The sequence below is a fragment of the Halobellus rufus genome (assembly GCF_000739575.1).
GTDB classification, from domain to species: domain Archaea; phylum Halobacteriota; class Halobacteria; order Halobacteriales; family Haloferacaceae; genus Haloquadratum; species Haloquadratum rufum.
Genome location: NZ_BBJO01000013.1, coordinates 22528 through 49080 on the forward strand (window position 1 = coordinate 22528; position 26553 = coordinate 49080).

General features: G+C 68.8%; 24 protein-coding genes and 1 pseudogene. 18 read left to right on the forward strand and 7 right to left on the reverse strand.

Annotated features, from left to right (window positions below; translation table 11 throughout):
* Positions 1-52: 52 nt before the first annotated feature.
* The 3 genes from metG to ppsA form a co-directional block, all read right to left on the reverse strand.
* Positions 53-2143, reverse strand: a complete 2091-nt coding sequence (gene metG / locus ACP99_RS06360) for a methionine--tRNA ligase (RefSeq protein ID WP_049985795.1) — start codon at positions 2141-2143, stop codon at positions 53-55.
* Between the two features lie 101 nt (positions 2144-2244).
* Positions 2245-3339, reverse strand: coding sequence for a tyrosine decarboxylase MfnA (gene mfnA, locus ACP99_RS06365; RefSeq protein ID WP_049985796.1), 1095 nt, complete (start codon positions 3337-3339; stop codon positions 2245-2247).
* 83 nt (positions 3340-3422) lie between these two features.
* Entirely contained in the window at positions 3423-5699 is a 2277-nt protein-coding gene (gene ppsA / locus ACP99_RS06370; protein WP_049985797.1) for a phosphoenolpyruvate synthase, read from the reverse strand.
* Positions 5700-5862: 163 nt separating this feature from the next.
* Between ppsA and ACP99_RS06375 the strand changes: the two genes are divergently transcribed.
* Positions 5863-6468, forward strand: a complete 606-nt coding sequence (locus ACP99_RS06375; protein WP_049985798.1) for a J domain-containing protein — start codon at positions 5863-5865, stop codon at positions 6466-6468.
* Positions 6469-6727: 259 nt separating this feature from the next.
* On the opposite strand, the gene ACP99_RS06380 is transcribed toward ACP99_RS06375, so the two are convergent.
* On the reverse strand, positions 6728-7537 hold the full coding sequence (locus ACP99_RS06380; RefSeq protein ID WP_049985799.1) for a DUF7839 domain-containing protein: 810 nt from the start codon (positions 7535-7537) through the stop codon (positions 6728-6730).
* 131 nt (positions 7538-7668) lie between these two features.
* On the opposite strand from ACP99_RS06380, the gene ACP99_RS06385 reads away from it, so the two are divergent.
* Positions 7669-8394 carry a metallophosphoesterase gene (locus ACP99_RS06385; protein ID WP_231554229.1) on the forward strand — a complete coding sequence of 242 codons (726 nt, stop codon included), beginning with the start codon at positions 7669-7671 and terminating at the stop codon, positions 8392-8394.
* A 9-nt stretch (positions 8395-8403) separates the two neighbouring features.
* On the opposite strand, the gene ACP99_RS06390 is transcribed toward ACP99_RS06385, so the two are convergent.
* Entirely contained in the window at positions 8404-9717 is a 1314-nt protein-coding gene (locus ACP99_RS06390; RefSeq protein WP_049985800.1) for an NAD(P)/FAD-dependent oxidoreductase, read from the reverse strand.
* An 87-nt stretch (positions 9718-9804) separates the two neighbouring features.
* Here ACP99_RS06390 and ACP99_RS06395 point away from each other — a divergent pair.
* The 9 genes and pseudogenes from ACP99_RS06395 (at position 9805) to ACP99_RS06435 (ending at position 17345) form a co-directional block, all read left to right on the forward strand.
* A pseudogene (locus ACP99_RS06395) lies at positions 9805-10976 on the forward strand (pyridoxal-phosphate dependent enzyme).
* 117 nt (positions 10977-11093) lie between these two features.
* Positions 11094-11810, forward strand: coding sequence for a metal-dependent transcriptional regulator (locus ACP99_RS06400; protein WP_049985801.1), 717 nt, complete (start codon positions 11094-11096; stop codon positions 11808-11810).
* Positions 11807-12508, forward strand: coding sequence for a TMEM165/GDT1 family protein (locus tag ACP99_RS06405; RefSeq protein ID WP_049985802.1), 702 nt, complete (start codon positions 11807-11809; stop codon positions 12506-12508). Before ACP99_RS06400 ends, ACP99_RS06405 begins: the two co-directional genes overlap by 4 nt.
* A 96-nt stretch (positions 12509-12604) precedes the next feature.
* The gene (locus tag ACP99_RS06410; protein WP_049985803.1) at positions 12605-13321 is read left to right on the forward strand and encodes a LysE family translocator; all 717 of its coding nucleotides are present in this window, start codon (positions 12605-12607) and stop codon (positions 13319-13321) included.
* A gap of 102 nt (positions 13322-13423) precedes the next feature.
* Positions 13424-14470: an NAD(P)-dependent glycerol-1-phosphate dehydrogenase gene (locus ACP99_RS06415; protein ID WP_049985804.1), complete on the forward strand. Its 1047-nt coding sequence runs from the start codon at positions 13424-13426 to the stop codon at positions 14468-14470.
* Positions 14471-14545: 75 nt separating this feature from the next.
* The gene (locus tag ACP99_RS06420) at positions 14546-15169 is read left to right on the forward strand and encodes a DUF420 domain-containing protein (RefSeq protein ID WP_049985805.1); all 624 of its coding nucleotides are present in this window, start codon (positions 14546-14548) and stop codon (positions 15167-15169) included.
* Between the two features lie 60 nt (positions 15170-15229).
* Positions 15230-16288, forward strand: a complete 1059-nt coding sequence (locus ACP99_RS06425; RefSeq protein WP_049985806.1) for a glycosyltransferase — start codon at positions 15230-15232, stop codon at positions 16286-16288.
* An 81-nt stretch (positions 16289-16369) separates the two neighbouring features.
* Positions 16370-16801 (forward strand): hypothetical protein, encoded by a 432-nt coding sequence (locus ACP99_RS06430; RefSeq protein WP_049985807.1) that lies wholly within the window; start codon positions 16370-16372, stop codon positions 16799-16801.
* Positions 16794-17345, forward strand: coding sequence for a hypothetical protein (locus tag ACP99_RS06435; RefSeq protein ID WP_049985808.1), 552 nt, complete (start codon positions 16794-16796; stop codon positions 17343-17345). The genes ACP99_RS06430 and ACP99_RS06435 overlap by 8 nt, the downstream gene beginning before the upstream one ends.
* A gap of 44 nt (positions 17346-17389) precedes the next feature.
* Here ACP99_RS06435 and ACP99_RS06440 read toward each other — a convergent pair whose 3' ends face one another.
* Positions 17390-17941, reverse strand: a complete 552-nt coding sequence (locus ACP99_RS06440) for a plastocyanin/azurin family copper-binding protein (protein ID WP_049985809.1) — start codon at positions 17939-17941, stop codon at positions 17390-17392.
* An 804-nt stretch (positions 17942-18745) separates the two neighbouring features.
* On the opposite strand from ACP99_RS06440, the gene ACP99_RS06445 reads away from it, so the two are divergent.
* The 7 genes from ACP99_RS06445 (at position 18746) to ACP99_RS06475 (ending at position 26003) form a co-directional block, all read left to right on the forward strand.
* Entirely contained in the window at positions 18746-19003 is a 258-nt protein-coding gene (locus ACP99_RS06445) for an MTH865 family protein (protein WP_049985810.1), read from the forward strand.
* Between the two features lie 55 nt (positions 19004-19058).
* Positions 19059-20858, forward strand: a complete 1800-nt coding sequence (locus ACP99_RS06450) for a S9 family peptidase (protein ID WP_049985811.1) — start codon at positions 19059-19061, stop codon at positions 20856-20858.
* Between the two features lie 166 nt (positions 20859-21024).
* A complete protein-coding gene (locus ACP99_RS06455) occupies positions 21025-22458 on the forward strand; it encodes a GAF domain-containing protein (protein WP_049985812.1) in 1434 nt (477 codons plus the stop codon).
* A 131-nt stretch (positions 22459-22589) separates the two neighbouring features.
* Positions 22590-23024: a cobalamin B12-binding domain-containing protein gene (locus ACP99_RS06460; RefSeq protein ID WP_049985813.1), complete on the forward strand. Its 435-nt coding sequence runs from the start codon at positions 22590-22592 to the stop codon at positions 23022-23024.
* On the forward strand, positions 23021-24145 hold the full coding sequence (meaB, locus tag ACP99_RS06465) for a methylmalonyl Co-A mutase-associated GTPase MeaB (protein WP_081927206.1): 1125 nt from the start codon (positions 23021-23023) through the stop codon (positions 24143-24145). Before ACP99_RS06460 ends, meaB begins: the two co-directional genes overlap by 4 nt.
* Positions 24146-24223: 78 nt before the next feature.
* Positions 24224-25147 carry an alpha/beta fold hydrolase gene (locus ACP99_RS06470; RefSeq protein WP_049985814.1) on the forward strand — a complete coding sequence of 308 codons (924 nt, stop codon included), beginning with the start codon at positions 24224-24226 and terminating at the stop codon, positions 25145-25147.
* Positions 25148-25259: 112 nt separating this feature from the next.
* Positions 25260-26003: an NAD(+)/NADH kinase gene (locus tag ACP99_RS06475; RefSeq protein ID WP_049985815.1), complete on the forward strand. Its 744-nt coding sequence runs from the start codon at positions 25260-25262 to the stop codon at positions 26001-26003.
* A 17-nt stretch (positions 26004-26020) separates the two neighbouring features.
* On the opposite strand, the gene ACP99_RS06480 is transcribed toward ACP99_RS06475, so the two are convergent.
* Positions 26021-26470 carry a DUF7313 family protein gene (locus ACP99_RS06480; protein ID WP_049985816.1) on the reverse strand — a complete coding sequence of 150 codons (450 nt, stop codon included), beginning with the start codon at positions 26468-26470 and terminating at the stop codon, positions 26021-26023.
* Positions 26471-26553 lie beyond the last annotated feature (83 nt).

Sequence of the window (26553 nt, forward strand, 5' to 3'; positions counted from 1 at the left end):
AACGTTGGGGTCAGACCGGCGGCGTCCCGGCTCCGCCGACCCCTTCGATGCCCTACTGGACCTTCGTCCCGGGGACGGCGTCCCCGTGCGTCGTCAACAGGTCCGCCTGCTCGCCCGCCGCGAGCAGCATCCCGTTCGATTCGACGCCGAACAGTTCGGCTTTCTCGAGGTTGGCGACGACGATGATCTTCGTGCCCGGGAGCGAGTCGAGGTCGTGGAGCTGTTTGATCCCGGCGACGATCTGGCGCTCCTCGACGCCGATGTCGACGGTCAGCTTCGCGAGTTTGTCCGCGCCCTCGACGCCCTCGGCGGCGACGATCTCCCCGACGCGGACGTCGAGTTCCTGGAAGTCCTCGAAGCTGATGCGCTCGTCGGCGATCGGTTCGAGGTCCGCGGCTGCGGCCTCGCCGTCGTCGTCGCCCTCGTCAGCGCCCGCTTCGCCCTCGGACTCGGCATCGGCGGTCGCCTCGGCGACGCGCGCTTCGAGCTTCTCGTTCAGTTCGTCGACGCGCTCCTCGGGGATCTTCTCGAACAGTTCCGTGGGCTCCCCGAAGTCCTGCGCGGAGACGTCGAGCGCGGCCTCGACGCCGACCGCGTGGACGTCGCCGTCCTCGTTCAGGTCGTTCCAGATGTTCTCGGCGGCCTCGGGCGTGACCGGCTCGAAGAGCACGGCGACCGCCTTCGCGATCTGAACGCAGTCGCGGATGACCTGCGCCTTCTCGGGGTCGTCGTCTTCGAGCTTCCAGGGCTCGTTGCGCTGGATGTACTCGTTGCCGAACTGCGCGAGGCGGACCGCGCTCTCGCCGACCTCCCGCACCGAGTACCCGTTGACGCCGGCCTCGAACTCCTCGATGGCCGTCTCGATCCGCTCGCGGACGTCCTCGGAGACGTCCACGTCCGGCGCGCCGCCGAACTCGCGGGCCGCGAAGAGCAGCGACCGGTAGACGAAGTTGCCGACGGTGCCGACGAGTTCGTTGTTCACGCGCTCGCGGAAGCGCCCCCACGAGAAGTCGACGTCCTGCTGGAAGCCGCCGTTGGTCGCGAGGTAGTAGCGCAGCAGGTCGGGGCGGAAGCCCTCGTCGAGGTACTCGTCGGCCCAGACCGCGCGGTCCCGGGAGGTCGAGAAGCCCTTGCCCTCGAGCGTGATGAACCCGGAGGCCATCACGGCCCGCGGTTCCGCGTAGCCCGCGGCGCGCAGCATCGCCGGCCAGAAGACGGTGTGGTGCTGGATGATGTCGCGGCCGATGATGTGGACGATCTCGCCGCCGTCGCCGCCGTCGGCCCCCCACGCCTCCGCCCAGTCGAAGACGTCGCTGCCGACGCGCTCTGTGTACTGCTTCGTCGAGGAGATGTACTCGATCGGCGCGTCGACCCAGACGTAGAGGACGAGGTCGTCCTCGCCGGGGTAGTCGACGCCCCAGTCCATATCGCGGGTGATACACCAGTCCTGCAGTTCGCCCTCGATCCACTCGCGGGGCTGATTCTGGGCGTTCGCGGTCCCCTCGAGGCGGTCGATGAACTCACCGAGGTACTCCTGCAGGTCGGAGACGGCGAAGAACTTGTGCTCGCGTTCGCGGTACTCCGCGGGGTTGCCGGTGATCGTCGAGACGGGGTCTTCGATCTCGCCGGGTTCGAGGTGTCGCCCGCACCCCTCGTCGCACTCGTCGCCGCGGGCGTGCTCGCCGCAGTACGGACAGGTCCCCTCGACGAACCGGTCGGGCAGCCACTGGTCGGCGTCGGGGTCGTAGGCGACGGGGATCTCCTTCTCGTAGACGTACCCGGCCTCCTCCAGCGCGCGGACGATCTCCTGAGTGGTCTCGACGTTCGTCGCGTCGTGAGTGTGGCCGTAGTTGTCGAACTCGACGTCGAACTTCGGGAACGTCTCCTCGTACTGCTCGTGGTGTCGGAGCGCGAACTCCTCGGGCGTGACGCCTTCCTCGGCGGCGTTGACCGCGACCGGCGTGCCGTGCATGTCCGACCCGGAGACGAACGCCGTCTCCTGGCCGAGTCGCTTCAGCGCGCGGCTGTAGATGTCGCCGCCGACGTACGTTCTGAGGTGACCGATGTGCAGGTCGCCGTTGGCGTACGGCAGCCCACAGGTGACCACCGCCGGGTCCTCGGTGGGGAACTCCTCGTGACTCATAGGGGACACTCTCGGCGGCGGGACCAAAATCCCGCTGATTCGGACTCGCCGTTGGGGAGGCGGCGAGCGCGACGGAGCGAACGCCGTTCGCCCCGTGTCGGCTACCGGACCGCGTCGAGGTCGGCGAGGAACGCCCGCAGCATCCCTCGCGTCACGTGCGGCATCATCACGACCCGCGCGAGCCCGTCGCCGGTGCGCGAGAGCCGCCAGCCGTCGTCGCGGAGCGCCCGAAACGTCGGGTCTTCGAGGTCGACGACCACGATCGGGAGTTCGACGTCGGCGACGTCGAATCCCCGACCGCGGAGTTCGTCGGCGAACCACCGCGCGAGGCGGTCGGCGCGCTCGTACTCGCGGCGGTAGCCGTCGGGCCACAGCGCGTCCATCGCGGCGACCGCGCTCGCGACGCCCGCGCCGCTCCGAGTGCCCGTGAGCGACGCCTGCGAGGTGGATTCGAGATACGGCGTGTCGACAGCCAGCGCGTCCATTCCCGCGGATTCGCGGAACAGCAGACCGCCCGCGGGGATCACCGCCCGCCCGCACTTGTGGGGGTCGATCGTCATCGAGTCGACCGGCGCGTGCCCGAAGTGCCACTCGTGATCGGTGAACGGGAGAAGGAAGCCCCCCCAGGCCGCGTCGACGTGGCAGTAGGCGTCGGCGTCGTGTGCGAGGTCGACGAGTTCCGGGATGGGGTCGACGCGCCCGTACTCGGTCGTCCCGGCGACGCCGACGACGAGGATCGTCTCGTCGTCGACCGCGGCCGAGACGGCGTCGACGTCCGCCCGGTGGTCACCGTCGGTCGGGACCGTCCGTAACTCCACGCCGAGCACCTCCGCGGCCTTGGTGAACGAGAAGTGGGCGCTCTCGGGAGCGACGACGTTCGGGTCGGTGACGTCGCTGCGGTTCCGAGCCGAGCGGACCGCCTGGATGTTCGCTTCGGTCCCGCCGCTGGTGACGTAGCCGTGGGGGCTCTCGGTCGATCCGACGTCGGATCCGCGCGAGGCCGGTCGGTCGAGTCCGGCGAGTCGGGCGAGCCCGTCGACCGCGCGCCGTTCGAGTTTGTTCACCTCGGCGTACGTCGCCGGATCGCCCGGGTTGGTCGCGAGGAATCGCTCCGCGGCCTCCCGGGCGTCGGGATGTGGCTCCGTGCACATCGAGGAGAGAACGCGCTCGAACGTCTGCGGGGCCGCCCGCTGCATAGGGTCACTCAGGAGTCGGTCGCGTTTAGTCATTCTGTTCTCGGTTCCGTGGGCTGATCGCACCGACGACGCCCGGGGGCGGCTCAGCGGACCGAATCGAGCAGGAGCCGCTGTTCGACCCGCTTGGCCTCGTGTTGGACGTCGCGGACGGCGTCGATGTTCGCCGACACCGACGAGATCCCGCGCTCGACGAGGAACTGGACCATCCGCGGTTTCGACGCCGCCTGTCCGCAGATGCTCGTCTTGACGTCGAGTTCGCGGCACGTGTCGATGGTGTCGCCGATGAGCTTCAACACCGACGGGTGCAGTTCGTCGAAGCGGTCGGCGACGCGTCCGTTGTTCCGGTCGACCGCGAGGGTGTACTGGGTGAGGTCGTTGGTGCCGAAGGAGACGAAGTCGACCCCCTCCTCGGCCATCGACTCGACTTCGAGCGCGGCCGCGGGCGTCTCGATCATCACGCCCCACTGGCGCTTTTCGGGGTCGACGCCCGCCTGCTGCATCAGGTTCCGGGCCTGGGCGACGTCCTCGGCGTCGTTGACGAGCGGGAACATGATCTCGACGTTGTCGTACCCCATGTCGAAGATGCGGCGGAACGCCTCCAGTTCGTGTTTGAACAGCCCGGGGTTGTCGAGCGAGCGGCGGATGCCGCGGTACCCCAGCATCGGGTTGTGCTCGCGCGGCTCGTCCTCGCCGCCCTCCAGCTGTCGGAACTCGTCGGTGGGGGCGTCGAGCGTCCGCACGCGGACGGGCCGCGGGTAGAACTCCTCTGCGGCGGTCCGGATCCCGTCGACGAGTTCGTCGACGTACGCGCGCTCGCCGTTGTCGGCGATGTACTTCGTCGGCGTCTTGCCGAGCGAGAGGACCATGTGCTCGATCCGGAGCAGCCCGACGCCGTCCGCGCCGGTCGCGGCGGCGCGCTCGGCCGCCTCCGGAATCGAGACGTTGACCTTCACTTCGGTCGCGGTCATCGGCTTGACGGGCGTCTTCGGGCGCGCCTCCTCGATGGGTTCGTGCTGTTCGTCCTGGGGCTCGACGCCCTCGCGGATGGTCCCCTTGTCGCCGTCGATGGTGATGGGCTGGCCGTCTTCGAGTTCGCGGGTCGCCGAGCCGACGCCGACGACCGCCGGAACGCCCAGTTCGCGGGAGACGATCGCCGCGTGGGAGGTCATCCCGCCCTCGTCGGTGACGATTCCGGAGGCGCGCTTCATCGCCGGAACCATGTCCGGCATCGTCATCTCGGTCACGATGATGTCGCCGTCGCCGACCTGATCGAGGTGATCGAGCTTCGTCACGATGCGGGCTTCGCCGGACGCGATGCCGGGACTGGAGCCGAGCCCGCGGAGGAGGACGTCTCCCCCGTTGTCGTCGTCGCCGCCGCCGTTGGCCGCCGCGTCGGCGGTCGCTTCGGCGTCCTCGTCGTCGATGGTGGTGATCGGACGCGACTGGAGCATGTACACCTCGCCGTCGTAGATCGCCCACTCGACGTCCTGCGGCGTCCCGTAGTGGTCCTCGACGCGCCGTCCGAGTTCGACGAGTTCCGCGATCTCCTCCTCGGAGAGCACGCGGGCGCTTCGCTTCTCGTCGGGGACCTCGCGCTCGACGGTCTCGCCGGTCTCTTCGTCCTTGAGCATCATCATCTTCTTGTCGGCGACGGTTGCGGTCTCGACCTCCGCGGTCTCGCGGTCGACGACGTAGTTGTCGGGGGAGACCGATCCGGAGACGACCGCCTCGCCGAGGCCCCACGCGGCCTCGATGATGATCTGCGGCTCGCCCGTCGAGGGGTGCGAGGTGAAGAGGACGCCCGACTTCTCGGCGTCGACCATCTCCTGAACGACGACCGCGATGTCGACCTCCTCGTGGGGGAACCCCTGTCGGTTCCGGTAGTAGATCGCGCGCTGGGAGAACAGCGACGCCCAGCACTCCTTGACGCGCTCGACGAGGGCGTCCTCTTGGACGTTCAGGAACGTCTCCTGCTGGCCCGCGAAGGAGGCGTCCGGGAGGTCCTCGGCGGTCGCGGAGGAGCGAACCGCGACGAAGCGCTCGCCGTCCCCGAGGCTCGCGTACGCAGAGAGGATCTCCTCTCTGACCTCGTCGGGGACCGGCGTCTCCATGATGAGTTCGTGGGCGCGCTCGTGCGCCTCGCGAAGCGCGGACGTGTCCTCGTGGTCGACGTCGACGACCGAGAACAGCTCCTCGTCGATACCCGCGTTCTCGATGAACTCGCGGTAGGTTCCGGCGGTCACGACGAAGCCCGACGGCACGGGTAGCCCTGCGTCTGTGAGTTCGCCCAGTGAAGCCGCCTTCCCGCCGACGCGGTCGATGTCGGCGGACCGCACGTCGTCCAGCCAAGCTACAGCCATTAGCGTTAGAAGTTCCGCAGATGGTCCTAAAGTACTTTCCGGAGGATGCAACGGTGAATAAAACATACTCGGAACTGAGTACATCGTCCGTGACTGTTCCGACCACGAGGCGAACTTCAACCCCAGCGAGACATTCTTTACCGCCGCTGTCCTTTGTCCCGGTGTGCTTCCGGAGTGGATCTCGCTGCTGCCGCCGTGGCTCGTGCTGGGCCTCCTCGGCGGCGGCCTCGCCTCCCTCGTCGTCGCCGGCGTGTTCCTCGTGGGGGGCCGACTCTTTCCGGACGCCCCACGGCCCGGCGGCTATCGGATCGACGGGCCGTCCCGCCGCCGACTGGAGATCCGCGGGTACCTCCGATCGATCTCCGAACCGTTCGTCGAGGACCACGCCGTCGGCGGCGAGACCGTCGAGTTCTACCTCCCGCAACGGGACGTCGCGCTGACCTTCGACGCGCAGGCGTACTTCCGGCTCGAACGCGCGGGCACGTACACCGTGCTCTGCGAACACGAGATGCCGGCGCGCGCGCTCGGACGACGGCTCCCCTTCGAGGTTCCGAGCACGGACTTCGGCTCGCAGCGTCCCCGCGGCGAAGATCCGGTCTCCGAGGCGTTCGACTACCTCGACCTCGCGCCGACCGCGGAGCCGGACGAGGTCAGAGACGCCTACCGCGACCGGGTGAAGTCGGTGCACCCGGACCACGGCGGCTCCCAGTCGGAGTTCAAGCGACTGCAGGAGGCGTACGCGACGGCGCGAGAGCACGCCACAGACTGATTTCGGCGTCGAGCAGACGATGAGCGTACCCAGGAGAGCGTTTTTATGCGATGGCGGGACCAGAGCGGTCGTGATCTGACGACCACCACGGCGCGCACAGCGGTTGCGTGGCACACCGCGTCGTGATCTGCGTTGGCGGCGGCGTGCACTCGCGGTCGCTGCCGACGCCTGCCGCTCTGTGCCGCCTGCTCGCCCCTTATTCCAGTCGGTGCTCCGTCACTGCTCGGATCGGCCCGACAACAACGCGGTCGCCCGTCGACTACCGCGCGGTCGAGACGTCGCCGTCGCCGGTGGTCTCGGTCACCTCGTAGAGCACCTCCGCGTCCCGCAGCGCGTCCGTCACCCGCCCCACGAGATCCGTCGTCGCGACGACCACGCTGTCGACGCCGCGGGCGGCGGCCGCGGCGGCGACCTCGCCGGCGGCGAACGTGGTCTCGACGTCGACGTCGGCCGCGCGCAGCGCCACCACCGCTTCGACGCCGGCGGCGACGACGAGTCCCACGTCCGCGCAGGTTCGCGCGAGTTCGTCGGTCGAGACGGCCCGGCTCCCGCCCGACCGCGCCGAGGGGATCTGGACGACGGTGACTCGTCCCGGGTCGATCTCGATGATCCCCTCGAAGCCGGTGACGCTCACGTCCTCGCCGGGGTCGGCGGCGGTAGTGGCCACGCCGGTGGCCGGTCCATCGTCCTCCGGCGCGGCGTGCAGCAGGCCGTCGCGGAGCGACAGCGTCACCGTGTCGCCGCTCTCGATCCGCTCTGTCGCGATCGCCGCGTCCTCCTGGACGCTCTCGAGGACGTCGTCGGTGACGTGCTCAGCGAACCGTCGGAGTCCCTTCGCCTCCTGAAAGAGCCAGTCGACGCCCTCTTTCGTCACCCGGTAGCGCGAGCGCGCCTCCTTCTCGACGTAGCCGTCGTCGACGAGTTCGCGGATGTACTCGCTGACGGCCTGGCTCGTCACGCCGACCGCCTCGGCGATCTCCCCCTGACTCACCGCCGGCTGCCGGTCGGCGATCTCGACGAGGATCCGAAACCGGGTCGCCGTTCGCTTGTCTTCGAGCGCGCCGCTCATACCGGCCCGTGGGTCGCCGCCGAGAAAAACCCCAACGGAACGGCGTCGCCCGTCGGGACGCGCTCGGGGGTCGACGCGACGAGCGGCGGCGCTGCCGACAGCGATTTCACGGCATCAGTCCAACAGCCGTCGTGGACGACGACACCGCGCTGACGACTGCCGCGGACGACATCGCGTTCCGCTCGCGGTCGATCTACCTCCGCGGAGCCGACGCGCTCGTGCTCGCAGACCTCCACGTGGGTCGGGGCGAAGCGTCGAACGTGACCCTCCCGGTCGGCGAGCGGCGTGACCTCACCAGCCGGCTGGACGCGCTTCTCGATGCGACCCGACCGGCGACGACCGTCTTCGCCGGCGACGTGCTCCACCGGTTCGGTCCCGTCTCCGAGCGGAGTCGGGAGACCGTCGCGGCGCTCCGCGACTGCTGTGCAGACGCGGGGAGCGATCCCGTGTTCGTCCGCGGGAACCACGACACGGCGCTCGACACCGTCTGCGACGACGTGCGCGAGTGCTACGTCGTCGGCGGGGAACCGAAGACCGTCGTCTGCCACGGCCACGAGGAGCCGCCCGTCGCGGCCGACCGCTACGTGATCGGCCACGACCACCCGGCGATCGAGATCGAGGGCCGCCGCCGTCCGTGCGCGCTCGTCGCGCCCGACGCGCACCGCGGGGCCGACGTGGTGATGGTGCCGGCCTTCTCTCGACTCGCGCCCGGCGTGGAGATCAACGACGCCCGAGCCGACGACCTGTTGTCGCCGCTGCTCGACGGTCTCGACGACGTTCGACCGGTCGTCTACGACGACGACCGGGCGGAGGCGCTCGCGTTTCCGCCGCTCTCGTCGTTCCGCCGGATGCTGTGAGCGTCCGCCTCAGCGGTCGCGCTCGACGGCCCGCGCGGCCTCGCGGCCGCTCCGCAGCGCTCCCTGGATCGACGACCACGCGGTGTAGTCGCCGGCCAGATACGTCGCGCCGCCCGCCGCGCGAACGCCCGGGAGCGTCTCGTGGAGCCCCGGGGGCTGCGCGAACTGCGCGAACTCGATGCGGTGCGTCCGAACCGGCTCCAGCGCCGAGAAGTCGCGTTCGGGGTACCACGCTTCGAGCGTCAAGCGCGTCTCCTCTGCCAGCGCGTCGGCGTCGCGGTCCAGCGCGGTCTCGCCCAGGAACGTCGCGTTCAGGAGCGCAGAGCCGTCGGGCGCGTACTCGGGGGCGACCTCGGAGATCGGAACGACGGTGTTCGGCGACGGATCGCCGGCGTTGAGCAGGAGCTTCCGGCCGGTCCGCGGGACCGACTCCTCTGGCAGGCGGTAGTACTGCGTCACGCAGCTTCGCGCCTCCCGCGGGATCGAATCGATCCCCGTGAGCCGGTGGGCCTCCTTCGGGTCGGTGGCGACGACGACCGCGTCGGCCGCGATCGTGCCCGCCTCCGTTTCGACGGCGACGCCGCCGTCCCTGCCGCGGACGCTATCGTCACCTCGATCCTCGCCGACGCCGTCGTCGATCGAGGTGACCCGCTCGTCGAGTCGGATCGACGCGCCGGCGTCGCGAGCGCGGTCGGCCAGTTGCTCGGGGACCGCGCCCATCCCCGCCGCCGGGACCGCGATCCGCCCCTCCGAGAGCGCCTTGAAGGTGTACTCGAAGACGCGCTTCGAGGTCGAGAGCGACCGATCGAGCGTGATGCCTCCGTAGAAGGGCGCGACGAAGTTGTCGACGTAGTCCTCGGAGAAGCCCCACTCCCGGAGGTACGATCGAATCGACCGGTCCGAAGCGCGGAAGATCTCCGACTCCGTCCGGGTGCCGACGTGCTGTCTGAGAAGCAGCGTCCGGAACTTGTCGCTCAGCGTCACCTCGCTGTTCCGGAGCGACGCGCCAGCGGCGCGGACGTCCCGGAGCGGGTCCGAGAGGACCGACCGCGATCCCGGGCGCGCGATGACCGCGCCGGGTCGGAAAAAGCGGAGGTCCAGCGCGTCCAGATCGAGTTCGCGGCGGACAGCCGGATACGCGGTGAAGAGCACCTGGAACCCCCGATCGAGCGTGAACCCGTCGCGGTTCTCGGTCCGCACTCGTCCGCCGACGGTCGAACGCCGCTCCACGACGGTCACGTCCGCGCCCGCGGTCGCGAGTCGACGGGCGGCGACGAGACCGGCCAACCCCGCGCCGACGACCACGACGGAATCTCCGTCCATACGCCGACTTCGGTCGGCGACCACAAAGAGACTGCGTCCGCCGCGCGAAGTGAGTAGGGATTTGTCCGTCGGACCGAAAGGTCGGGTATGTCGACTACTGAGGCGTTTCGCGGACTCGTCTGCACCGAGACCGACGAGCGCGACGACGCGACCGCGACAGGACGCAGCGAGGCCGGCGCGCGGCTCGAAGCCGCCTACGACTACGACGCCGTCGACTGGACCGGCGACACGCTCGCGGGCGGGCCGGAGTCGATGTGGCGGTACGCCGACCTGCTGGCCTTCGAGGACCCGCTCACCGCGGCCGAGGGGGGAACGCCACTCGTGTCGGCACCGTCGCTCGCGTCCGAAGCGGACCTCGGCTCCCTCTCGATCAAAGACGAGGGGCGAAACCCGACGGGGACGGTACTGGACCGCGGCCTCGCCACCGCGGTGACGGCCGCGCGAGAGGCCGACGCGGACCTCGTCGCGCTCGCGTCGCCGGGCAACGCCGGGCAGTCGGCCGCCTCGTACGCCGGATGGCCGATCTCCGCTCGTACGCCTTCGTCCCCTCCCGTTCGCCGTTCTCGAACAAGGCGATGATCAACGTCCACGGCGGCGAGATGCGCGTCGTCGGGGGGCGGTACCCCGACGCCGAGGACGCCCTTCACGAGCAACTGCAGTCGGCGTGGTACACCCTTCAGGAGTTCGACAACCCGCACCGACACGACGGGATCAAGACCGTCGCCTTCGAGATCGCCGAGTCGCGCTCGTGGTCCGCCCCGGACGCCGTCGTCGTTCCGGAGGGGACGGGCGAGGTCGTCGCCGGCGTCGAGAAGGGATTCCGCGAGCTCCGCGAGATCGGGCTGCTCGACGACGTGCCGCCGGTCTACGCCGCTCAGCCCTCGGGCTGTGCCCCGATCGTCGCCGCCCACGAGCGCGGGGCCGACGCGATCGAGCCGTGGGAGTCGCCGGACACGATCGTCGGCGAACTGGAGATCCCCGAGCCGAAGGGTGGCGACGTCGCCCTCGGGGCGGTCCGGTCGACGGGCGGTGGCGTCGTCGCCGTCGACGACGAGGACAGCTTAGAGAGCGCCGTTCTCGCCGCACAGCGGGTCGGCGTCGAAGCGGGGCCTGCGGGCGGTGTCGCGCTCGCGGGGGCGGCGGCGCTCGCAGAGGAGGGAGCGTTCGACAGCGACGCCGACGTCGTCGTCCTCAACGCGGCCTCGGGCGTGAAGACCGCCGACGTGCTCCGGAGTCACCTGATGGGCAAGGGGATCTAGACGGGGGCGCTCCCGATCCGAACCGGGGACAGCACTGACTCCCCGGCCCGCATTTCGGGCCCGCGAGGCAGTATTTTGATCGTCAGATTATTACTTTAGACGAGTCTAAAAGTGGATATGCTGAGCGACGTGATGGAGGATTATCTCAAAACGATCTACCAGATCCAGGCCCGTTCGGGGCCGCCCGTCTCCACGTCGGCGATCGCGACGGCGCTCGATAAGACGCCCGCGACGGTGACGAGTATGCTCGGGACGCTCGAAGAGCGCGGGCTGATCACCCGCGAGAAGTACAAGGGCGCAGAGCTGACGCGCGAAGGGGAAACGGTCGCACTCGAGGTCCTCAGACACCACCGGTTGCTCGAAGCGTATCTCGCGGAACGACTGGACTACTCCTGGAGCGAGGTCCACGAGGAGGCCGACGCGCTGGAGCACCACATCAGCGAGGAGTTCGAGCGACGCGTCGCGGCCGCGCTCGACGACCCCGCGGTCGATCCGCACGGCGACCCGATCCCGTCGGCCGACCTCGCGCCGCTGGAAGACGACGACGCGACCCCGCTATCGACGAGAGAGGTCGGCGACACCGTCGTCGTCTCGCGCGTCAGCGACCGCGACCGCGAGGAGTTGGAGTACCTCGCCGAGGCGGGGATCACCCCCGGGACGACGCTCGGGATCGTCGACGTCGCCCCCTTCGGAATGGTCACCGTCGAGACCGACGACGGCGGCGAGCAGAGCCTCCCGGAGTCGATCGCCGAGGCGATCTACGTCGTCGACGCTGATACGGATGGCACCGACCGCGACGCCGGTAGCGACGTGCAGGAGGCTGGCAACGCGTGAGTACGTACCTCGAAATCGTCGTCGTCGCGTTCGTCGCCCAACTGGCCGTGCTCCCGGGCGAAAAGGTGCAGTTCATCATCGCCGGGCTGTCGACCCGCTACGATCCGAAGGTGGTCGTCGCGGCCGCGGGATCGGCGTTCGCGGGCTGGACCGCGATCGAGATCCTCGTCGGACGCGCGCTGCAGGAGGCGCTCTCGCCGACCGTCCTCGACGCGGTGACGGCCGTGCTCTTCCTGACCTTCGCGGTCCTGCTGTACCGGTCGGCCCCGGCGTCGGGAGACGGGACCCCGTCGGCGACGACCGACGGCGGAGTCGTCGATCTCGACTCGGTGACGCTCCCCGGGCCGCTGGAGCGCTACTCGGGGTCGCTCGGCGGGTTCGTCCCGATCTTCGCGCTGATGGTCACCGGCGAGTTCGGCGACAAGACGCAGTTGGTCACCATCGGGCTGGCCGTCCAGTACGGGGCGACCTCCGCCATCTGGGTCGGCGAGATGCTGGCGATCATTCCGATCAGCCTCGCGAACGCGTACTTCTTCCACGCGTTCGCCCACCGGGTCGATATGCGGAAAGCGCACTTCGCCGCGGCCGCGCTGTTCGCCTTCTTCGGGCTCGATACGGTGCTCTCGATCCTCACCGGCTTCTCGCTGTGGGAGTCGTTCATCGGGGCCGTCAGCGCCGCCGCGGTCGGACTCCTCTAGGCGGCCTAGCGCCTTCGGACCGGGCGCGACCGGAGAATCGACTCCCGCTCCGCCGTTTCGGACCTTTTTTCTCGGTTTGTACCCTCTGTTAGCTCGATGACGAGTCTCCCCGTGACGCTCGCTGCCGGGATCCTCTTCGGCATCGCGCTCGCCGCACCGCCCGGGCCGATGAACGCCATCATCGCGGAAGAGAGCGTTCTCAGCGGCTGGGTCGCCGGGTTCAAGGCCGGGCTCGGGGCGATGACCGCCGACGCCATCTTCTTCGTCCTCGCGCTGCTCGGCGTCGTCGCGTTCGTCGAGCAGTTCCCGATCGTCCGCGCGGTGATGATCGGTCTCGGCGGCGTGTTGATGCTGTACTTCGCCTACGGTGCCGTCGCCGACATCCGGTCGTCGTTCCGGAGGAACGCGGCGGACGAACCGCAGGAGAGTTCGGACGCGGAGAACCTCGGAGCGCGCGCGACGACGGGCTTCCGCAAGGCGTTCGTGCTCGCGCTCACCAACCCCTATCAGATCCTGTTCTGGCTGACGATCGGCGTCGGGATGCTCCAGCCCGGACGGGTCGACGTCCTCGCGGAGATGCCGTACGCGGGCGGGGCGCTCTCGGGCCTCGTCGTCGTCGACACCGGCTCCCCCGCGCTGATCGCGGGCTTCTTCGGCGGGATCGTCGTGTGGATCGTCGGGTTCCCGGCCGCGCTCGTCGGTGCCGAACGCCGCGTCGACGCCTTCGCGCCGATCGTCGCGGGCATCAGCGCCGTCGTGCTCGCGGCGTTCGGTGTGCTGTTCGTGGCCCAGAGCGCAGAGATTCTGTTGTAACGTCTCCGCCGCCGGCGAACTCGAAGCTGGCAGCGTCGCGGACGCGCCGGGCGCGTTCTCACGAACGGGAAACACTTTGAGCGACCCGACGAAACGAGCGGTATGTTCGAGAAGACGACGTGGATCAAGCTCCCGCGGAACGTCCTCGTCGGTCACGGCGTCCTCGACGACCTCTCGGCGGCGGTCGAGGAGCTCTACCTCTCGGGACGACCGCTCGTCGTGACGAGTCCGACGCCGAACGACCTCGTCGGCGACCGCGTCCGCGCGCAGTTCGACGTCGCGGGGACCGTCGTCGTCGAGACGGCGAGCTTCGACGCGGTCGAGCGCGTCGTCGACGCCGCTTCCGAGGCCGACGCGGGCTACCTCGTCGCGCTCGGCGGCGGCAAGCCGATCGACACGGCGAAGATGGCGTCGGATCGGCTGAAATGCGGTCTCGTCTCCGTTCCGACGGCCGCCAGCCACGACGGCATCGTCTCGGGACGCTCTTCGATTCCCGAGGGCGACACCCGCCATTCGGTGGCCGCCGATCCGCCGCTGGCGGTCGTCGCCGACACGGAGATCCTCGCACAGGCTCCGTGGGAGCTCACGAGCGCGGGCTGTGCGGACATCATCTCGAATTACACCGCGGTGAAGGACTGGCAGCTCGCGCACCGTCTCAAGAACGTCGAGTACAGCGAGTACGCCGGCGCGCTCTCGCAGATGACCGCCGAGATGCTCGTGGAGTCGGCCGACGCCATCAAGCCCGGCTTCGAGGAGTCGGCGTGGCTGGTCGCGAAGGCGCTCGTCTCCTCCGGCGTCGCGATGTCGATCGCGGGCACCTCGCGACCCGCCTCTGGCGCGGAGCACCTCATCTCTCACCAGTTAGATCGGCTCGTCCCCGGGCGCGCACTCCACGGCCACCAGGTCGGCGTCGCCGCCATCGTGACGGAGTACCTCCACTCCGGCGAGCGCGGCGAGTGGAGCGACATCCGCGACGCGCTCGCGCAGATGGACGCGCCGACGACCGCGTCGGGGCTCGGAATCGACGACGAGACGTTCCTCGAAGCGCTGACGACCGCCCACACGATCCGGGACCGCTACACGATCCTCGGCGACGGCGTCAGCGAGGCGGCCGCGCGCGAGGCGGCGACGTTCACCGGCGTGATCTGACCGGAGCGTAGTCCGTCGACGGCCGCGCGAGCCCGGATCCGAAGGACCGAATAGGAGCGACTCCCAACGCGCGGTATGGCAACCTCCAGCGCCGACAACGCCGCAAAGCGGCACCCGCTCGCGGTGACCGCCCTGCTCTCGGTCGTCGGGTACGCGGCCGTCGTCGGCACCTTTCTCGGCGTCGTCCCCGCGAACGTCTTCCCCGAACTGTCGCTGTGGGAAGTGAACCGGCTCTCGGACGCGATCGCCCTAGTGAACGCCGTGAACGTCCTCGTGATCGCGACCGGCTGGCGCTGGATCCGCCGCGACGAGATTCGCAAGCACGCCGCCGCGATGGTGACGTCGTTCCTCCTCATCCTCGTGTTCTTGGTGCTGTATCTCACCAAGATCGGCGGCGGCGGCACGAAGGAGTTCGTCGGCCCGGCGTTCGTCTACTACCCGTATCTGGCGATGCTGGCGGTCCACATCGTCCTCTCGATCGTGTCGGTGCCGGTCGTGCTGTACGCGCTGGTGCTCGGAGCCACCCACACGCCCGCGGAACTCAGAAGCGAGACGCCGCACCGGCGCGTCGGGCGAATCGCCGCCGCCGCGTGGCTGCTGTCGCTCGCGCTCGGCGTGCTCACGTACCTGCTCTTGAACCACGCGTTCAGTTGGGAGTACGTCGAAGCCGCCGCCGCGGCGGTATCTTTGCTCCCCTGAGTGGCCGGGGCCGTCCCGTGAATGTCGAAGATTTTTATCGCCGCGACGAAACCCACGGGTATGCGCGTCGCGTTCGTCTCGCTGTACACCGATCAACGGCGCTCCGACGGCGCGACGCAGCGGCTCCGCCGAGTCGCGGAGGGCCTCGCCGCACGCGGACACGACGTGTTTTGCTGCTGTGCGAAGTGGTGGGAGGGGCCGATAGACGCGTTCGAGCACAACGGCGTCGAGTACGTCGCCGTCACGGACTCGCCGGCCGTCCGGTCGTTCACCTCGAAGCTGCCGTTCGCGCTCCGGCGGGTGTCGCCGGACGTGATCCACTGCGCGAACAGTCCGCCGTCGCAGGTCGTCGCCGCCAAGACCGCCGCGCGGTTCCTCCGCGTGCCGGTCGTCGTCGACTGGTGGGCCGAGCGCGAGGGCGACACCGATCGAATGGCCCGGAAGGCTGCGAGCGGTGCCGACCGGGTGATCGCCCCGTCGCGGCTGGTCAAGACCGAGGCCCGCGAGCGCGGCGCGGCCGCCGAGTCGGTCACGCTCGTCCCGGAGTCGATCGACTTCGACCTCGTCCGCGAGGCGGACGTCGACAACCGCGCGGACCTCGTGTACGCGCGCCGACTCGACGAGCACGCCAACGCCGAGACGTTCCTGCTCGCGCTCGCGGAACTCCGCGACCGGGAGTGGCGCGCGGTCGTCGTCGGCGACGGCCCCGAACGCGATTCGATCGAGCGGACCGCCGCCGACCTCCGCATCGACGACCGCGTCTCCTTCCTCGGCGACCTCGCGCCCGAGGAGTTCGTCCCGATCCTGAAGGGCGCGCACGTGTTCGCCCAGACAGCCACGGTCGAGCCGTTCGCCAGAGAGTTGCTCTGGGCGCTCGCCTGCGGATGCGTCGGGATCGTCGAGTACCAGGCGCGGTCGAGCGCGCACGAACTGGTCGAGAGCTTCGATCGGGGCGCGCTCGTGACGAGTCCGCAGGAACTCGCCGACGAGGTCGCCGCCGCGGCCGCGCACGACACGGCCTCGGTCAACGAGGCGTTCGTCGGCTACGACCACGGGGAGATACTCGACTCCTACCGGCGGCTGTACGAATCAGCGATCGAGGAGTACGGGTTCTTCTGAGCGCCACTCCGCGGTCGAGAGCGCCCGTCCGATGCCCACATCCCCCCAGAGTTACGTGCCGACCCGTCGTACGGGGAGGCGATGTCGAATGCCCTCCACCTCCTCGTTCGACTCGTGCACGTGCTCGGAATGGCGGCGGTCCTCGGCGGGACGGTCGTCGGGTGGCAGACCCTACGGGCGGGAAGTGAGGTCCCGCTGGCGACGGTGCGGCGCGTCGAGGTAGTCTTCTGGGCCGCGATGGGTCTGCTGGTCGCGACCGGCGTCGGGAACCTCGGGACGCTGGGACCGCCCGGTCCGTCGACCCGCTGGGGGACCGTGCTGACGATCAAGCTCTCGATCGTGATCGGCGTCGTCGCCCTCTCGGCCGTCCGATCGCTCGCCGTGCTTCGGTTGCGAGCGGGAGAGAGCGCACTCCCCGGCGTCGCCTTCGACAGGCTCCGCCTCCTGTACGCGAGCACCGCGTGGGGGCTAATCGCCGTCGTCGCCCTCGCGGAGGCGCTCGCCCATGGGTGACGCTACCGACGGAGTCGGGCGCGTCGACGTCGCCGCTCCCGCCGAGGCGTGGACAGTGGCGACGTTCGATCTCGTGGGCTTCGCGCTGCTGCTGCTTCTCCCCGTCCACCTCTCGGGCGCGTTGGGAGACGCGCTCGCGGGACTCGGGACGGTTCCCGGCCTGCTGCTCTTCGGGTACCTGTGGGTGCTCGTCGCCGTGAGCGTCCGGTGGGTGCTCGCCGACGGCGGCCTCGTCGGCCGATCCGGGCCGTCGTCGCTTCTCGCTCGGGGAGCACTCGGCGGGGCCTGCGTCGGGAGTGGATTCGTCGCCGGAGTCGTCATCGTCGGCGGCGCGGTCCTCGCCATCGACGATCCCTCGATCGTCACGTCGCTCGCGGTGTTCGGAAGTATCGCCGTGGCCGTCGCTGCGATCGTCGGCGCGGTCGTAGGGGCGCTGTTCGCCGTCGTCAACGTCGCTCTCGCCCGGGTGAGCGAGTGGGTGGTGCCGCTCGCGGACGCGGACGCGACTGCAACGAACGCCGAGGGCGGCGCAGGCGACCCGTAGACCTCGAAAAGTGAGCACCGGACGCGCGGGCCACTCTGAAACGGTTACTCGTCGTCTTCGAGTTCGTAGTCGCCGCCGTACTTCATAAAGAAGAACGCGAGGCCGAGCGTCGCCACCATCGCGAACGTCGTCGCGACGCCGAGCGTCTTCGCGGAGTCGGGAACTTTCGGGACGTTCGCCGGTTCGGGCGTCGAGATCTCCTCGACGACCTCGATGGTCCCGACCATCCCGGAGACCTCGTGGGGCTCACAGTAGTACTCGTAGGTTCCGAGCGTCTCGAACGTGTGCTCGTAGGTGAAGCCGGTGTTCTCGAGCGCTTCGTGCCCGCCCCAGTCCGCGCCGTCGGGCTGGCTGTCGACGACGATGTTGTGGTTGTCCGACTCCCAGACGAACTCGACGGTCGTCCCCGGCATAACCTGGAGCGGTTCGTCCGTTCCGGGCGTGAACACGAGCGACCCGTCGGGCCCGACGAGAACCTGTTCGGTTCCGCCGCCTTCCTGTCCCGCGGCCGCTCCGGTGGCACCAGCGACCGCAGCGGTTCCGGCCGCTGTCGTGAGGAAGGCGCGACGGGACATATCCGCGTTGCCGTCAGTCATACACGGGCGTTGGGAGTCGGCTGTAGTGAATACTTTGGTTTGTCTCCTCGAGCAGGGTGCGGCGAGGGAACGGTTCGGTAGATCGCGGCGTCTGCGACACGTCGTCACTGTCGTCGTGGGTGCGGTGCAGTGGCAGGTGCGGATTCTATGTGTTGGGATCTGCTGAAATCCTCGGCAAGAGCGGTATACTGACTCGATCCGCTCAGTACAGCTTGTAGACCTAATAAAACGTGTTTTGAAAAATGCGTCTGATAGTATCAGAACACACCGGTACTATCTTGCCAAATTTATATGTAGAGCGTATGTACTCGACATATGTTTCGTAGAACGTCGATGACCCTAAGGCAAGGAGGGGCCTTCGCCGTATGGGGATTCGGAGTCTTCCTTGTCCTCAGTTTTTGTTTTGCTGTTCTACAAATAAGAGGCAATGACCTACTTGTGATTGCAATCGTCGTCAGTTTCGTGTCGTTCTGGACGATATTTCTTCCACTCTGGCGGCGTCTACCAGAGGACTGGAGACGAAGTTGACCACACAATAGTCGAGTTTTGCTCAACACGCACGTCTACCAAATGGTTGTTTCACGCCTATTTATCTCTGGATAATGATGTTTCAGCAGACCCGCGTGTTGTAGTCGCGGTTGCTGTGCTGTGGCGGTCAGCCAGCGATTTCACCGCGAGGCGAGCGCACGCGAGCCTCGCGGACTTTTTCCCACCAGGTTTTTGCGCGGAGGGTTCCAGCGGACCCCTCCGCAGTAAAAAGGTGGTTCCGCAACGCTTTTGCGGGTCGTCTCGGACGTGATGGCTATGGCAGACGTAGAGGCGGAACTCCGCCAGCAGTTCATCGACGCGTTCAGTGGCGCCGACTTCCCCGTCAGCAGCCAGATGGACCTCGTCCCCGCGCTCCCGAACGGTCCGGGAACGAAGTTCGAGGCGGGCGACGTGACGCTCACCGCGATGGAGATGGCCGCGAAACTCGGGAACCACCAGGAATTCCCCTACAACGACGTCGAGTCCCTCGTCGACGACGTCATCGAGGGGCTCAAAGCCGAAGGGATGATCTGAGCGGCCGACTCGGGTCACCCGAACGCTTTCGTCCGTATCGAGCGAATCGACCAGTATGGCCCACGACATCGAGCGCTACCTCAACGTCCGGAGTGCCTACGGGGCGTCGTTCAGCCCGAGCGACGAACTCGCGTTCCTGATGGACACCACGGGCGTCCCGCAGGTCTGGACGCTCTCGGAACCCGGCGCCTGGCCGGAGCAGCGGACCTTCTTCGACGAGCGCGTGACGTTCGTGTCGTGGTCGCCCGAGCGCGAGGAGTTCGCGTTCGGGATGGACCGCGGCGGCAACGAGCGCCAGCAGCTGTTCCGCTACGACACCGCGACCGGCGAGATCACCGACTGGACCGAGGCCCCCGACGCGAAGCACCGGTGGGGCGGCTGGAGCCACGACGGCGAGCGGATCGCGTTCGCGGCCAACCGACGCGACGAGTCCGTCTTCGACGTCTACGTACAGCGCCGGGACGAGACCGGCACCGACGCCGAACTGATCGCCGAGGGCGACGGCTGGCTGACGCTCGGCGGGTGGTCGCCGGACGACTCCCGGCTTCTGGTCACGGAGTCGTACTCGAACTTCGATCAGGACGTCGCGGTCCTCGACGTCGCGACCGGCGAACTGACCGAACTCACGCCTCACGAGGGGACGGTCCGCTTCCAGAGCGCGACGTGGGGCCCCGACGGCGAGCACGTGTATCTCGTCTCCGATCGCGCGAGCGACACGCTCGATCTGTGGGCGGTCGACGTCGAAAGCGGGGCGTTCTCGCTCGTCGCCGAGGACCCCGACTGGGAGATCGGCGGCGTCGCCGTCGACGAGGACACCGGACGGATCGCCTACTCGACGAACGTCGACGGCTACACCGAACTGACCGTCGGCGAACTGACGACGGCGACGACGATCGAAGCGACTGCGAAGCCGGACCTCCCGCGGGGCGTCGCCGGCGGAGTCGCCTTCGACGACGCGGGCGAGCGCTTCGCGCTGACGGTGACCCGGCGCAGCGATCCGGCGAACGTCTACGTGGTCGACGGGGCGGGCGAAGCGACGCGCTGGACGCGCGCGGCGACCGCGGGGATCCCCCGCGAGACGTTCGTCGAACCCGAACTGGTCCACTACCCGACGTTCGACGGCAGGGAGATTCCGGCGTTCTTCTCGCTGCCGGAGACCGACACCGGCCACGGCGAGACGCCGGTGATCGTCGACATCCACGGGGGGCCCGAGTCGCAGCGCCGCCCCTCCTTCAGCGCGGTCACGCAGTACTTCCTCGCGAACGGCTACGCCGTCTTCGAGCCCAACGTCCGCGGCTCGGCGGGGTACGGGAAGGCGTACGGCCACCTCGACGACGTCGAGAGGCGAATGGACGCGGTCGCGGACGTCGAGGCCGCCGTCGAGTGGCTCCACGATCACCCGGCGGTCGATCCCGACCGAATCGTCGCGATGGGCGGCTCCTACGGCGGCTTTATGGTCCTCGCGGCGATGACCGAATACCCCGACCTGTGGGCCGCCGGCATCGACATCGTCGGCATCGCGAACTTCGTCACGTTCCTCGAGAACACCGGCGAGTGGCGTCGGTCGCTCCGGGAGGCCGAGTACGGGTCGCTGGAGGACGACAGGGAGTTCCTCGAATCGATCTCGCCGCTGAACACCATCGACGAGATCCGCGCGCCGCTTTTCGTCCTGCACGGCGAAAACGACCCGCGCGTCCCCGTCTCGGAGGCCCACCAACTCGTCGAGGAAGCCAAAGCGCACGTCCCCGTTCGAGAGCGCATCTTCGAGGACGAGGGACACGGGTTCACGAAGCTGGAAAACCGGATCCGCGCCTACGAGGAGATCGTCGAGTTCCTCTCCGAGCACGTCGAGTGACGCGAAGGGTGAGACAAATATGTTATACAACCGAGTTGTTGTGCGCTGCAGGAGACGCACGAATACTGATTTGTCAGCCCCTTGTACGGGACAGCGAGCGAACCGGACCGACGGACCCATCAGGGGACCGAACGTCTTAATGTGTTGACGTGCGAGGGACTGAGATATGACGGGAAATCCGAGTGGGGGTCGCGTTCTCGTCGTCGTGCCGTCGGAGGTGGACCTTTCGGAGGGGACAGACAGTACGTCGACGGACGCGACCGGCGGTCCCGACGGCATCGACGCCGCGACGGATCGATCGGGTGATTTCCTGCGCGGAGGCCGAGCGTCCGCGTCGTCCGGCGGAGACGACGCCTCGACAGGTGCCGACGGCGACGGCGCCGGAGTCGAGCGCACCGGAGGCGACGGAGCGCCGCGGAACCGCACGGACGACGAGACGGACCGGCGCCCCGGAGACGAACCGAAGCGGGAGGACGTCGTCAGGGAGTTGAAGCGGCGGCTCTCGGCGGAGGTGGTCGTCCGGTGCCCGCAAACCACCATCGAATACGTCGAGGAACTCGGCCCGACGATCGATTGCGTCGTGGTCCTCTGGGAGAACCGGCCGCTGATAGACAGGCTCATCAGCGAATGTGCGCTCCCGACGATCGTCTTCGAGCCGCCGGTCATCGGCCGAATCGACGAGATCGTCGACGGCGACGATCCGGTGGCGGAACTGCTGGAAGTCGTCCGAATCGAGATCCGACACGATCGCGTGCAGAACGACTTACAGGAGTCGAACGCGCGGTTGACCGCGCTGAGCCACTACGCCGAAGACATCACCGCCTGTGAGACCGTCGAGGCGGTGGTCGAACGGACCGTCGAAGCGACGACGGACGCCCTGGCGTTCGACTACTGCGTCGTGCTCCTCGCCGAGGGCGACCTGTTGGTCCCGCGGGCCTCGACGCTCCCGGAGCCGCCGGCGAGCCCCTGTAGTCGCTCCGAGGGCATCGCCGGTCGGACGCTGGCGCGCGGCGAATCGGAGATCGTTCCGGATATGCAGACCGACCCCGACGCGATACCCGAACACGACGAACTGCACGCGGTCTTGAGCGTCCCGATCGACGACCGAGGAGTGATCCAGGTCGTCTCCGCCGAGCGCGACGCCTTCGACGACCGGGACCGGGAGTTCGTCGAGATCCTCGCGGGCTACACCCGGGAGGCGCTGCAGCGGATCGAACGGGAAGTGACGCTCCGCGAGGAACGGGACCGGTTACACGCCTTCTTCGGCGAACTCCCCACGCCGGCGATATACGTCGAACGCCGCGACGGGACGGTGATCGTCGAGGAGGCGAACCGCACCTACGCCGATCAGATCAGCGAGATCGAGTCCGGACAGCCCCTCTCGGAGATCGCGCTCGATCGGTCAGAACTCGACTACTACGAACGCGCGTTCGAGTCCGGATCGGTGACGAACGGGAGCGTCGAGCGCGAGCGGGCCGACGGAGAGGTACAGCGGGTCGCGCTCAGCGTCGTCCCCGTCTCGCCGCCGACAACTCACGAGTGCGCCTACGGGCTCTACATCGACGAAGTGACCACCAGAGCCCTCGAATCGTTTCAGTGAGTGCGACTCCGACGTGGACACGGGGCCGAGTCGTGCTCGGGGGACGCTGATTCCGGGCCCGATTCCGTGGCGGGGAGCGTCGCCACCGCAGCAGCGGTAGAACCAAACGCCCCGCGGGCGAAAACGCTGGTATGAGCACCGACACCGAGCGAGGCCTGCGGCACCGACCGATCCGGTGTCTCATAGCGAAGGTGGGGCTCGACGGTCACGACCGGGGCGCACACGTCATCTCTCGGGCGTTCCGCGACGCGGGCTTCGAGGTCGTATACTCCGGGCTGCACCGCGCTCCGGAGGAGGTGGTGCAGGCGGCCGTCCAGGAAGACGTCGACGTGCTGGGGCTCTCGATCCTCTCGGGGGCGCACAACACGCTCGTTCCCGCCGTCATCGAGGGGCTGCAGTCCTACGGCGCGTTCGAGGACACGCTCGTCATCGTCGGGGGGATCGTTCCGGACGAAGACCGCGAGCGACTTCGGGAGATGGGCGTGGCCGCGATCTTCGGCCCCGGGACGCCGATGGAGGAGACGATCGAGTTCGTCCGAGAGAACGCGCCGCGGCGCGAGCGATGAGCGGCGACGACGTCGACGAGAGCGGCGGACCAGATCCCGGGGACGACGAAGCTGCGGGAGATCCCGGAGCCGACGTGACCGCGCGAAACGACCGGCTCGTCGAATCGCTGCTGGCGGGAGAGCACCGAGCGCTCGCGAGAGCCATCACGCGGATCGAGAACCGCGAGCCCGGCTACCGAGACCTCGTCTCGCGGTTGTACGGCCACACCGGGACGGCGACCGTCGTCGGCGTCACCGGCAGCCCCGGCGCGGGGAAGTCGACGCTCGTCGACAAACTGACCGCCGCCTACCGCGACCGCGGGGACACCGTCGGCGTCATCGCGGTCGATCCCTCCTCGCCGTACTCCGGGGGTGCCGTCCTCGGCGACCGGATCCGGATGAGCGCCGCGGCCGGCGATATGGACGTGTTCGTCCGCTCGATGAGCGCGCGCGGGCAACTCGGCGGGCTCTCGACCGCGACCGCCGACGCGATCACGGCGCTGGACGCCTTCGGCAAGGACGTCGTCGTCGTCGAGACGGTCGGGGCCGGTCAGAGCGAGGTCGACGTCGTCCGCGCGGCCGACACGGTCGCGGTCCTCGTCCAACCGGGCAGCGGCGACGACGTCCAGATGCTGAAGGCCGGGATCCTCGAGATCGGAGACGTCTTCGTCGTCAACAAAGCCGACACCGACGGCGTCGAACGGACCGTCGCGGAGTTGACGGAGATGATCCGACGGCGAGACGACAGTTCACAGCGGGGCCGGACCGCACAGCCCGCGGCGGCGGACGAGGAACCGTGGCAGCCGCCGGTCGTCGAGACGGTGGCGACGAGCGGGAGCGGGGTCGACGAACTGCTCTCCGCGCTCGACGACCACGCCGCCTACCTCGCTCGAACGGGCGCGGGCGAGCGCAGAGCCGTCGACCGCCTCACCGAGGAGATCCGACGCCTGGTCCGCGCGGACGCGAACGACCTGTTGGCAGACGAGATCGAGCGCCGGGGCGGCATCGAATCGTTCGCCCGACGCGTCCGCGACCGCGAGACCGACCCCTACGCCGCTGCCGACGAGATCCTCGAACCGCTCCGGGAGTGTCTCGAATCGCGGGGAGATAACTCGACGGACGGGCCGTCGACCCCCGAGTGACCGGGTCCGACGGGGGTGTCCTAATCTCTCGACCGGTGGTGCCAGCAGGCTGAAACCCGTCCCGCCCGTACGTCGCGTATGCGCATCCGCTCTCTCCTCGCCGGGGTCGCGCTCGGAGCCGGGACCACCGCGCTGGCGAACGCCGCCCTGCGACGCCGAGCGCCCGAGTTGGAGCCGCCGCTCGACGGCACCCACCGCACCTTCGAGTGGAACGGAATCGACGTGCAGTACACCGAGGCCGGCGATCCGGCGGACCCGGATCTCCTCCTCTTGCACGGCATCAACGCCGCGGGGTCTAGCGGCGAGTTCCGCGCCGTCTTCGAGGCGCTCGCGGACTCCTATCACGTGATCGCGCCCGACCTCCCGGGGTTCGGTACCTCCGATCGACCGCCGCTTCGCTACTCCGCGACGCTGTACGAGGAGTTCGTCCGCGACTTCGTCGACGCGTTCGACCGCCCGGCGGTCGTCGCCTCGTCGCTGACCGCGGCGTACCTCGTCGCAGTCGCCGACGACCCCGACCTCGCCTCGGTCGTCCTGATCTGCCCGACCGAGCGCGGCGGTCCAGACCGCAACCTCCTCGCGCGTGAACTGCTCCGCTCGCCGCTGGTCGGCGAGGGGCTCTTCAACCTCCTCGCGTCGAAGCCGTCGATCCGGTACTTCAACGCCGATCACGGCTACTACGACACCGACCGCGTGAGCGAGGCGTGGATCGACTACGAGTGGCGGACCGCCCACCAACCGAACGCGCGCTACGCCCCAGCGTCGTTCGTCAGCGGCTTCCTGAACAGCGACGTCGACCTCGAATCGGCACTGGCCGGCATCGACGCACCGGTGACGCTCGTCTGGGGGCGGGAAGCGGACATCACGCCGCTCCGTCGCGGGCGCGCGCTGGCGGACGCGGCCGACTGCCGCCTCGTCGTGATCGACGACACGAAGCTCCTCCCGCACGTCGAGTTCCCGGAGGCGTTCGTCGACGTCGTCCGCGACGCCATCGAACAGTAGCGGCCGGGGCACTGCGACGAACCGCTGGGTCTTTTTCCCTCACCGGAGTACCGTGCCGTATGCAGACCGGCGAGAGCGTGAGGCGAGGGCGGGGTTGGTCGGGTGAGCGGCTGTGAGCGTGCGTTGTCTCCTCGCGCGCGACCGCGGCTCGACTTCCCCCGGGGACGTCGAAGGGGAGGTCCTCGACGCGCTCGACGCGCAAGCGGGAATCACGACCGAAGCCGTCGGCGCGGACGAGGTCGCCTCCGGTGTCGACGACGCCGACGCCGTCTTCGCCCTGGGCGCGGCGGCGCTCGAAGCGCTCGCGACGTCCGGAGTGGACTGTCCGGTGGTCCCCGTCGACGCGGGCGTCCGCCGCTACGACGTCGCCCCCGAGGACGCGCCTGCGATCGCTGAGGCCCTCCTCGCCGGCGAACTCGACACCGACCCTCACCCAGTTCTCGCGGTCGACGTCGACGGCGACCGTGCGGGATACGCCGTCTACGACGTGACGCTGATGACCTCTGAGCCGGCGAAGATCTCGGAGTACGGCGTCGAGACCGCCGACGGCTGGAACGACACCGTCCGCTCCGACGGCGTCGTCGTCGCCACGCCGCTCGGGAGCACCGGGTACGCCCGCGCGGTCGGCGGGCCGACGCTCGGGCCCGAAACGGGGGTCCTCGCGATACCGGTGTCGCCCTACGCGATGAACCCGGAGACGTGGGTCCTGCAGGCACCGATCACGCTGTCGATCGAACGCGACGAGGCGAACGTGTCGCTGCATCTCGACGACGACGTCGTCCGGTCGGTCCCGCCGAACGTCCCCGTCGACGTCACGGCGGACCGGACGCTCCCGGTCGTCAGTGTACGGAAGTAGCGCCGCCGGTCGCCCGCTCAGATGACCGCGTTCCAGACCGGCTCGATGAGGTAGAAGAAGCTCTGGTACCCCGCGTACAGCAGCGCGACCACCGACGCGCCGATCGCCGCGGTCGGCCGTTCGAGCGCCTTCGACTTCGAGCGCGCCTCGACGAGGCGGGACTCGTACTCGAAGAAGTCGGAGATGAACACCGACAGCGCGAGGATCGACATCACCATTCCGCCGTGCGGTTCGATGACCAGGAAGACGAAGGAAGCGAGGACGAGCCCCAGGGTCGTCGCCGTGTGCGGCAGCCAGCGGTCGATCGCCTCGTCGTCGTCACCGGAGTCGGCCTGCGTGAGGTGCCGACGGTGCTGGAGGAAGCGCGTGAGGATGTTGAGGACGACGAACCCGAAGATGACGAACGGGATGACCGGCTCGAGTGCGGCCAGCGCATCGAGTGGGACGAGGAACTGTAGCGGTTGCATACCCGACGTTGGGTACAGGACTCATTAGAGTTTTTCCAATCCGGCGCGGGAACGGACGTGAGAATCGGCCGTACTGCGAGCGA

What these genes read in the sequence shown, in the direction of transcription:
- ACP99_RS06420 (WP_049985805.1), top strand. Translation starts at nt 14,546, where the DNA reads ATGGCAACCTCCAGCGCCGACAACGCCGCAAAGCGGCACCCGCTCGCG.
- mfnA (WP_049985796.1), bottom strand. Translation starts at nt 3,339, where the DNA reads ATGCAGCGGGCGGCCCCGCAGACGTTCGAGCGCGTTCTCTCCTCGATG.
- ACP99_RS06480 (WP_049985816.1), bottom strand. Translation starts at nt 26,470, where the DNA reads ATGCAACCGCTACAGTTCCTCGTCCCACTCGATGCGCTGGCCGCACTC.
- ppsA (WP_049985797.1), bottom strand. Translation starts at nt 5,699, where the DNA reads ATGGCTGTAGCTTGGCTGGACGACGTGCGGTCCGCCGACATCGACCGC.
- meaB (WP_081927206.1), top strand. Translation starts at nt 23,021, where the DNA reads ATGAGCGGCGACGACGTCGACGAGAGCGGCGGACCAGATCCCGGGGAC.
- ACP99_RS06400 (WP_049985801.1), top strand. Translation starts at nt 11,094, where the DNA reads ATGCTGAGCGACGTGATGGAGGATTATCTCAAAACGATCTACCAGATC.
- ACP99_RS06460 (WP_049985813.1), top strand. Translation starts at nt 22,590, where the DNA reads ATGAGCACCGACACCGAGCGAGGCCTGCGGCACCGACCGATCCGGTGT.
- ACP99_RS06455 (WP_049985812.1), top strand. Translation starts at nt 21,025, where the DNA reads ATGACGGGAAATCCGAGTGGGGGTCGCGTTCTCGTCGTCGTGCCGTCG.
- ACP99_RS06410 (WP_049985803.1), top strand. Translation starts at nt 12,605, where the DNA reads ATGACGAGTCTCCCCGTGACGCTCGCTGCCGGGATCCTCTTCGGCATC.
- ACP99_RS06435 (WP_049985808.1), top strand. Translation starts at nt 16,794, where the DNA reads ATGGGTGACGCTACCGACGGAGTCGGGCGCGTCGACGTCGCCGCTCCC.
- ACP99_RS06440 (WP_049985809.1), bottom strand. Translation starts at nt 17,941, where the DNA reads ATGACTGACGGCAACGCGGATATGTCCCGTCGCGCCTTCCTCACGACA.
- ACP99_RS06415 (WP_049985804.1), top strand. Translation starts at nt 13,424, where the DNA reads ATGTTCGAGAAGACGACGTGGATCAAGCTCCCGCGGAACGTCCTCGTC.
- ACP99_RS06445 (WP_049985810.1), top strand. Translation starts at nt 18,746, where the DNA reads ATGGCAGACGTAGAGGCGGAACTCCGCCAGCAGTTCATCGACGCGTTC.
- ACP99_RS06450 (WP_049985811.1), top strand. Translation starts at nt 19,059, where the DNA reads ATGGCCCACGACATCGAGCGCTACCTCAACGTCCGGAGTGCCTACGGG.
- ACP99_RS06390 (WP_049985800.1), bottom strand. Translation starts at nt 9,717, where the DNA reads ATGGACGGAGATTCCGTCGTGGTCGTCGGCGCGGGGTTGGCCGGTCTC.
- ACP99_RS06430 (WP_049985807.1), top strand. Translation starts at nt 16,370, where the DNA reads ATGTCGAATGCCCTCCACCTCCTCGTTCGACTCGTGCACGTGCTCGGA.
- ACP99_RS06425 (WP_049985806.1), top strand. Translation starts at nt 15,230, where the DNA reads ATGCGCGTCGCGTTCGTCTCGCTGTACACCGATCAACGGCGCTCCGAC.
- ACP99_RS06380 (WP_049985799.1), bottom strand. Translation starts at nt 7,537, where the DNA reads ATGAGCGGCGCGCTCGAAGACAAGCGAACGGCGACCCGGTTTCGGATC.
- ACP99_RS06470 (WP_049985814.1), top strand. Translation starts at nt 24,224, where the DNA reads ATGCGCATCCGCTCTCTCCTCGCCGGGGTCGCGCTCGGAGCCGGGACC.
- metG (WP_049985795.1), bottom strand. Translation starts at nt 2,143, where the DNA reads ATGAGTCACGAGGAGTTCCCCACCGAGGACCCGGCGGTGGTCACCTGT.